Source organism: Streptomyces sp. NRRL B-24572, from assembly GCF_002156145.1.
Taxonomy (GTDB): Bacteria; Actinomycetota; Actinomycetes; order Streptomycetales; family Streptomycetaceae; genus Streptomyces; species Streptomyces vietnamensis.
The window spans coordinates 1-6,146 of sequence record NZ_MWIG01000623.1 but is presented as its reverse complement, the minus strand read 5'-3'; the positions used below and the strand labels follow the sequence as shown (position 1 = coordinate 6,146).

At 75.7% G+C, this 6,146-nt stretch carries 4 protein-coding genes; 2 read left to right on the top strand and 2 right to left on the bottom strand.

Features of this window, described 5'->3' with window-relative positions:
• The coding region (locus tag CCN56_RS31835) for an aldehyde dehydrogenase family protein (RefSeq protein ID WP_086831363.1) at window positions 1-1,210 on the top strand (1,210 nt) is incomplete at its 5' end.
• Between the two features lie 52 nt (window positions 1,211-1,262).
• Here the strand turns inward: CCN56_RS31835 and CCN56_RS31830 are convergent.
• Both CCN56_RS31830 and CCN56_RS31825 read right to left on the bottom strand, forming a co-directional pair.
• Window positions 1,263-2,291 carry a PHP domain-containing protein gene (locus CCN56_RS31830; protein WP_086831362.1) on the bottom strand — a complete coding sequence of 343 codons (1,029 nt, stop codon included), beginning with the start codon at window positions 2,289-2,291 and terminating at the stop codon, window positions 1,263-1,265.
• 10 nt (window positions 2,292-2,301) lie between these two features.
• Entirely contained in the window at window positions 2,302-4,386 is a 2,085-nt protein-coding gene (locus CCN56_RS31825) for a SpoIIE family protein phosphatase (protein ID WP_086831361.1), read from the bottom strand.
• Window positions 4,387-4,761: 375 nt separating this feature from the next.
• Between CCN56_RS31825 and CCN56_RS31820 the strand changes: the two genes are divergently transcribed.
• A partial coding sequence (locus CCN56_RS31820; protein ID WP_143664684.1) for a BTAD domain-containing putative transcriptional regulator occupies window positions 4,762-6,146 on the top strand: 1,385 nt, incomplete at its 3' end.

Here is a 6,146-nt window from a genome sequence, read left to right as displayed (position 1 = left end):
GGACATCGCCCGCACCATGACCACCGAGATGGGCAAGCCGATCGCCGCCGCCCGCGCGGAGGCCGCCAAGTGCGCCAAGGCCATGCGCTGGTACGCCAAGCACGCCGAGGAGCTGCTCGCCGACGAGCACCCGGCCGAGAGCGACGTCCAGGACTCCGGCGCGGACGTGGCCCGGGTGCACTACCGGCCCCTCGGCCCGATCCTCGCCGTCATGCCGTGGAACTTCCCGCTCTGGCAGGTGATCCGCTTCGCCGCGCCCGCGCTGATGGCGGGCAACACCGGCCTCCTCAAACACGCCTCCAACGTGCCGAGGACCGCCCTCTACCTGGGCGACCTCTTCCGCCGCGCCGGATATCCCGACGGCTGCTTCCAGACCCTCCTCATCGGCTCCCGCGACGTCGAGGGCGTCCTCCGCGACCCCCGGGTGGCGGCCGCCACCCTCACGGGCAGCGAGCCGGCGGGCCGGTCCGTCGCCGCGATCGCGGGCGACGAGGTGAAGAAGACCGTCCTGGAGCTCGGCGGCAGCGACCCGTACATCGTCATGCCCTCCGCCGACATCGTCGGTGCGGTGAAGACCGCCGTCACCGCGCGCGTGCAGAACAACGGGCAGTCCTGCATCGCCGCCAAGCGGTTCATCGTCCACCACGACGTGTACGACGACTTCTCGGAGCGCTTCACCGCCGCCATGAACGCCCTCACCGTCGGCGACCCCCTCGACGAGTCCACCGACGTCGGCCCCCTCGCCACCGAGCAGGGCAGGACCGACCTGGAGGCGCTCGTCGACGACGCCGTCGCGCGGGGCGCCACCGTACTCTGCGGCGGACACCGCCCGGAGGAGCCGGAGCTCCGGACGGGCTGGTACTACCGGCCCACGGTCCTCACCGGCATCACCCCGGACATGCGGATCCACCACGAGGAGGCCTTCGGTCCGGTCGCCACGGTCTACCCGGTGCGCGACGTCGAGGAGGCCGTGGCCGTCGCCAACGACTCCCCGTTCGGCCTCAGTTCCAACGTGTGGACGCGCTCCCCGGAGGACATCGCGTTCTTCGTCCGCGACCTGGAGGCGGGCGGCGTCTTCGTCAACGGCATGACCGCCTCGCACCCGGCGCTCCCCTTCGGCGGGATCAAGCGCTCGGGGTACGGCCGCGAGCTCTCCGGCCACGGCATCCGCGAGTTCTGCAACGCGACCACGGTCTGGCAGCGCGCCTGACGGCCGGGCGGCCCGTCCGCCGGCTCGGCAGCGCGCCCGACCCGCCCCCCGCTCAGGCCGCCGTCCACTCCAACAGCCGTTCCGCCGACCAGGTGTTGACCACCCGGTCCGGCGGCACCCCGCACTCCTCGGCCCGCGCGCAGCCCAGGATCTGCCACTCCAGCTGACCCGGCGCGTGCGCGTCCGTGTCGACGGCGAAGTACGTGCCCGCCGCGACCGCCGCCCGCAGCAGCCGGCGCGGCGGATCGAGGCGCTCCGGGCGGCTGTTGATCTCCACCGCCGTGTCCGACTCGGCGCAGGCGGCGAAGACGCGCTCCGCGTCGAAGTCGGACTCCGGCCGCAGCCGCCCGCCCGACACCAGACGCCCCGTGCAGTGCCCGAGCACGTCCATCAGCGGGTCGCGCACGGCCCGTTCGAGGCGGCGGGTCATCGCCCGGGCGTCCATCCGCAGCTTCGAGTGGACCGAGCCGACCACCAGGTCCAGGCGGGCGAGCAGCTCCGGTTCCTGGTCGAGCGAGCCGTCCTCCAGGATGTCGCACTCGATCCCGGTCAGGAGCCGGAACGGCGCCCACTCCTCGTTGAGCCGCGCCACCACGTCCAGCTGCTCCCGCAGGCGCCCGGGGGACAGGCCCCGCGCCACCGTGAGCCGCGGCGAGTGATCGGTGAGCACCGCCCACTCGTGCCCGAGCGCCGCCGCCGCACGCCCCATGTCCTCGATGGTCGCCCCGCCGTCGGACCAGTCCGAATGCAGATGGCAGTCACCGCGCAGGGCCGCCCGCAGCGCCTCGCCGCCCCGGCCGTCGGCCTCCGCCGTGCCCGACGAGGCCTCCAGCTCCTCCTCCAGGCGCGCCAGGTACTCCGGCACCCGGCCCTCCAGGGCCTCCCGCACCACCGCCGCCGTCTTCGGGCCGACGCCCTTCAGGGACTCCAGGGTGCCCGCGGCCGCGCGCCGGGCCGCCTCGCCCTCCGGCAGGGCGCCGACGACGGCGGAGGCGGTACGGAAGGCACGCGCCCGGTGACCGGGCGCCTGGGCGCGCTCAAGGAGGAACGCGATGCGGTTCAGGGCGGCGACGGGATCCATCGCGACCTCCTCAGGCACCGCCCGGGGCGGATTCGGCCGCCACCGGCGCCGGCCCGATCTCGCACCACACGGCCTTGCCCTCGCCGCGCGGCTCCACGCCCCACCGGGAGGCCAGCGCGTCGATCAGGAGCAGCCCCCGGCCCGAGGTGGCGGCCTCGCCGGGGGTACGCCGCCGGGGCCAGGCGCTCGACCGGTCCTGCACCGAGAGCCGTACCCGCCGCACCGGCTCCGGCAGCACCTCCAGGGTCAGCACCGCGCCGCCCTCGGTGTGAAGGAGCACGTTCACGAGGAGTTCGCCCGTCAACAGCTCGGCGTCGTCGACGAGTTCCGGCATGCCCCAGTCGCGCAGCGCCTGCCCGACGGCCGCGCGGGCGTCCGAGAGGCCCTGCGGGTCGGCCTGGTGGATGTACTGGTGGATGCGCGGCGCCCGCGGCGTGCCCGGGTCCGGGCTGCGCCGCAGCACCAGGAGCGCCACGTCGTCCCCGGAACCCCACCGCTCCCAGAGCCGCTCGGAGAGGTGGTCGGCGAGCGCCTCCGCCTGCGGCGGGCCGCTGCTGATCGCGCCCGACAGCGCGGCGAGGCCGGACTCGATGTCCGCGCCGGGCTGCTCGACGAGCCCGTCCGTGCACAGCACCAGCGTCTCGCCGGGCACGAGGTCGAGCCGGGTCTCCGGGAACTCCTCGTCCCCGAACACGGTCGCCAGACCCAGCGGGAGCCCGCCCCGCAGCTTGGGCTGCCCGACCCGGCCGTCCGTGTGCCGGATCAGCGGGCCGAGATGCCCGGCCCGTACGGCGCGCAGGGTGCCGCTCACCAGGTCCACCTGCGCGTACGTGCAGGTGGCGAAGCGATTGGTGTCCAGCTCGGCGAGGAACCGGGAGGCCCGCGCGAGGACCGTCGACGGGGCGTGCCCCTCACCGGCGTACGCGCGCAGGGCGATCCGCAACTGCCCCATGATGGCGGCGGCGTGCGTGTCATGGCCCTGCACGTCGCCGACGACGATCCCGACCCGGCCGCGGGGCAACGGGATCACGTCGTACCAGTCGCCGCCGACCTGCCGACCGCTCCACGCCGCGTGGTAGCGGACGGCGATCTCGCCGCCGGCGAACTGCGGGATCCGGCGCGGCAGCATCGTCGCCTGGAGACCGGTGGCCAACTCCCGCTCCTCGTCGAAGAGGATCGCCCGCTGGAGCGACTGCGCGACGATCGCCGCGAGCCCGAGCGCGAGGTTGCGCTCGTCGGCGTTGAACGAGGTGCGGCCCCGGTAGAACAGGGCCATGCCGCCGAGCGAACGCGCCTGCGCGACCAGGGGGAGGTAGCACGCGGCCCGGAACTCCAGGCGCGCCAGGTACGGGGCGAGCTCGGGGAAGTCCCGTCCGAGCGACGGGAACGAGGAGACGAACCGGGGCCGCCCGCTCAGCACCGCCTCGGCCAGCGGCAGTTTCCGGTCGAGCCGGCGGCTGCGGAAGTCGTTGAGCACGTCGAGGGACTCGCCGCTGAGCGCGATGATGTTGAGCGAACCGTTCTCGACGAGGCCGAGCGCGAGACCGTCCGCGCCGAGCCGGGCGAGGCCGCCAGGACCGGTCAGGGCGGCCGTCACGTCGTCCACCGTCACCGCCCGCGACAGGGCGTTCGTCGTCCGCTCGACGATGTTCGTCTGGACCTCGCGCCGCTTCTCCAGCTCCTGGACGAAGGCGAAGTGCGCGACCTCGGCGGTCGTGTCCCGCACGACGCCGACGATCCGCCGGGCCCGGCCGTCCGGCGAGCGCAGGATCCGCGCCTGCACATGCGTCCAGTGGGGTGATCCGTCGGCCTGCGGGATGGGGAAGTGCGCCGTGTAGGAGGCGGCGCCGCTCTTGACGGCCTGCCGGACGACGCCCTCCAGCTTCTCCCGCTCGTCGGGGGCCAGACGCGTCACGATCGAGCCCGGCTGCCCGTCGAAGGCGCCCGGGGTCACGCCGAAGACCAGCAGCCCGGACTCGTCGACATCGATGGTGCCCGTGTCGAGATCCCAGTCGAAGCTGCCGGTCCGGTTCATGGCGAGCCACTCGGCGGGCCCGATCTCGCCACTGCGCGTACGCCGGTCGTCATCGGTCATCCTCCCCATTGTCGAACCCGCACCCCGCGGACGCCATGGCGGTGCCACGGCGTGGCGCGAGTTCGCCGCGACGAGGAGGCGGGCGGGCTGCGCCGCGCCGGTCCGGCCCCTGCCGCACCGCACCGCACCGCGTCGGGCCGCGTCGGGCCGCACCGCGTCGGGCCGCGCAGGTCCGTGCTGGGCCGGTCCGTGCCGGTCGGACCGGGCCGACCTGGCCTGGACCGACCTGGCCTGGACCGCACCCGGTCCGCTCCGGCCTGGACCGCACCCGGTCCGCGTCGGAGCCGTTGGCAAGCCCCGAGCCGTGGGCAGGGCACGGCCCGACGTGTGGACAGGTCGGCGGATGTCCCCGCCCGCGCCGGGCAGAATGGGCCGGTGCAGCCGTCCTACCGCGTTCTCGGTCCGTGCCAGGCCTTCCGTACCGACGACGGGACGGAGGCCGCCCTGAGCGGTGCCAGGCTCCGGGCCCTCCTCACCGCGCTCGCCGCCGCCGGCGGCCGCGCCGTGGGCCCCGGCGCGCTGATCGACCAGGTCTGGGCCGACGGCGACCCGGCCGACGACCAGGACCGTACGGCGGCGCTCCAGGCCCTCGTCGGCCGCCTGCGCCGGGCCCTGGGCCGAGAAGCCGTCGTCTCGGAGCCCGGCGGCTACCGGCTCGCCGCCGACCCGGACGCCGTCGACCTGCACCGCTTCGAACGGCTCGCCGCCGAAGGCGCCGCCGCCCTCGCCGCCGGCCACGCCGCGCGGGCGGCCGCGCTCCTCGACGAGGCCCTGGGCCTCTGGCGCGGGCCCGCCCTCGCGGACCTGCCCGGCCGGGACACCGACCCCCTGGTCGTACGGGTGGAACAGCGGCACGCCCAGGCGCGGCGCGACCGGCTCGCCGCCGACCTGGCCCTCGGGCGGGCCGACGACGTCCTCGCGCCGCTCGCCGCGCTCGCCGCAGGACAGCCCCTCGACGAACCCCTCCAGGCCCTGCGGATCCGCGCCCTGCGCGCGGCCGGGCGGCCCGCCGAGGCCCTCGCGGCGTACGAGGAGGTGCGCGAAGCCCTCGCGGACCGGCTCGGCACCGACCCGGGGCCGGAACTGCGCTCCCTGCACGCCGAACTCCTCGCGGAGGACGGGCCCGTACCAGCCGCGCCTCCGAGTGCCCTGCCCGCCCGTCTGACCTCGTTCATCGGCCGGGCCGACGAACTGGGCGCGCTCGCCGCCTGGGACGGGCGGCGGCTCGTCACCCTCACCGGGCCCGGCGGCGTGGGCAAGACACGGCTCGCCCTGGAGGCGGCCGGGACGTACGAAGGTCCCGTCCATCTCGCCGAACTCGCCTCCGTACGCGAGGAGTCCACGGTCGCCGCCGCCGTCCTCACCGCGCTCGGGGCCCGCGAGACCCAGCTCTGGCACACGCCTGCCGTCGCCCCGGCCGACCCGAAGGACCGGTTCGCGGCCCTGGTCGAGCACTGCGCCGGGCGCCGGATGCTCCTCGTCCTCGACAACTGCGAGCACGTCGTCGCCGAGGCGGCGGAGCTCGCGCAGGCGCTGCTCACCCGCTGCCCGGGCGTGACCGTCCTCGCGACGAGCCGGGAGCCGCTGGGGGTGCCGGGGGAGGAGGTGCGGCCGCTGGGCCCGCTGCCCGTGGACATGGCGCTGCGGCTCCTCGGGGAGCGGGGCGCGGCCGCGCGCCCGGGCTTCGACGCGGCGGATGACCCGGAGGCGGCGGAGGAGATCTGCCGCCGGCTCGACGGGCTGCCGCTGGCGATCGAACT

Bases quoted from the DNA above. Each gene is read 5' to 3' on its own strand.
- CCN56_RS31830 (WP_086831362.1), bottom strand. From the start codon at position 2,291: ATGGATCCCGTCGCCGCCCTGAACCGCATCGCGTTCCTCCTTGAGCGC.
- CCN56_RS31825 (WP_086831361.1), bottom strand. From the start codon at position 4,386: ATGACCGATGACGACCGGCGTACGCGCAGTGGCGAGATCGGGCCCGCC.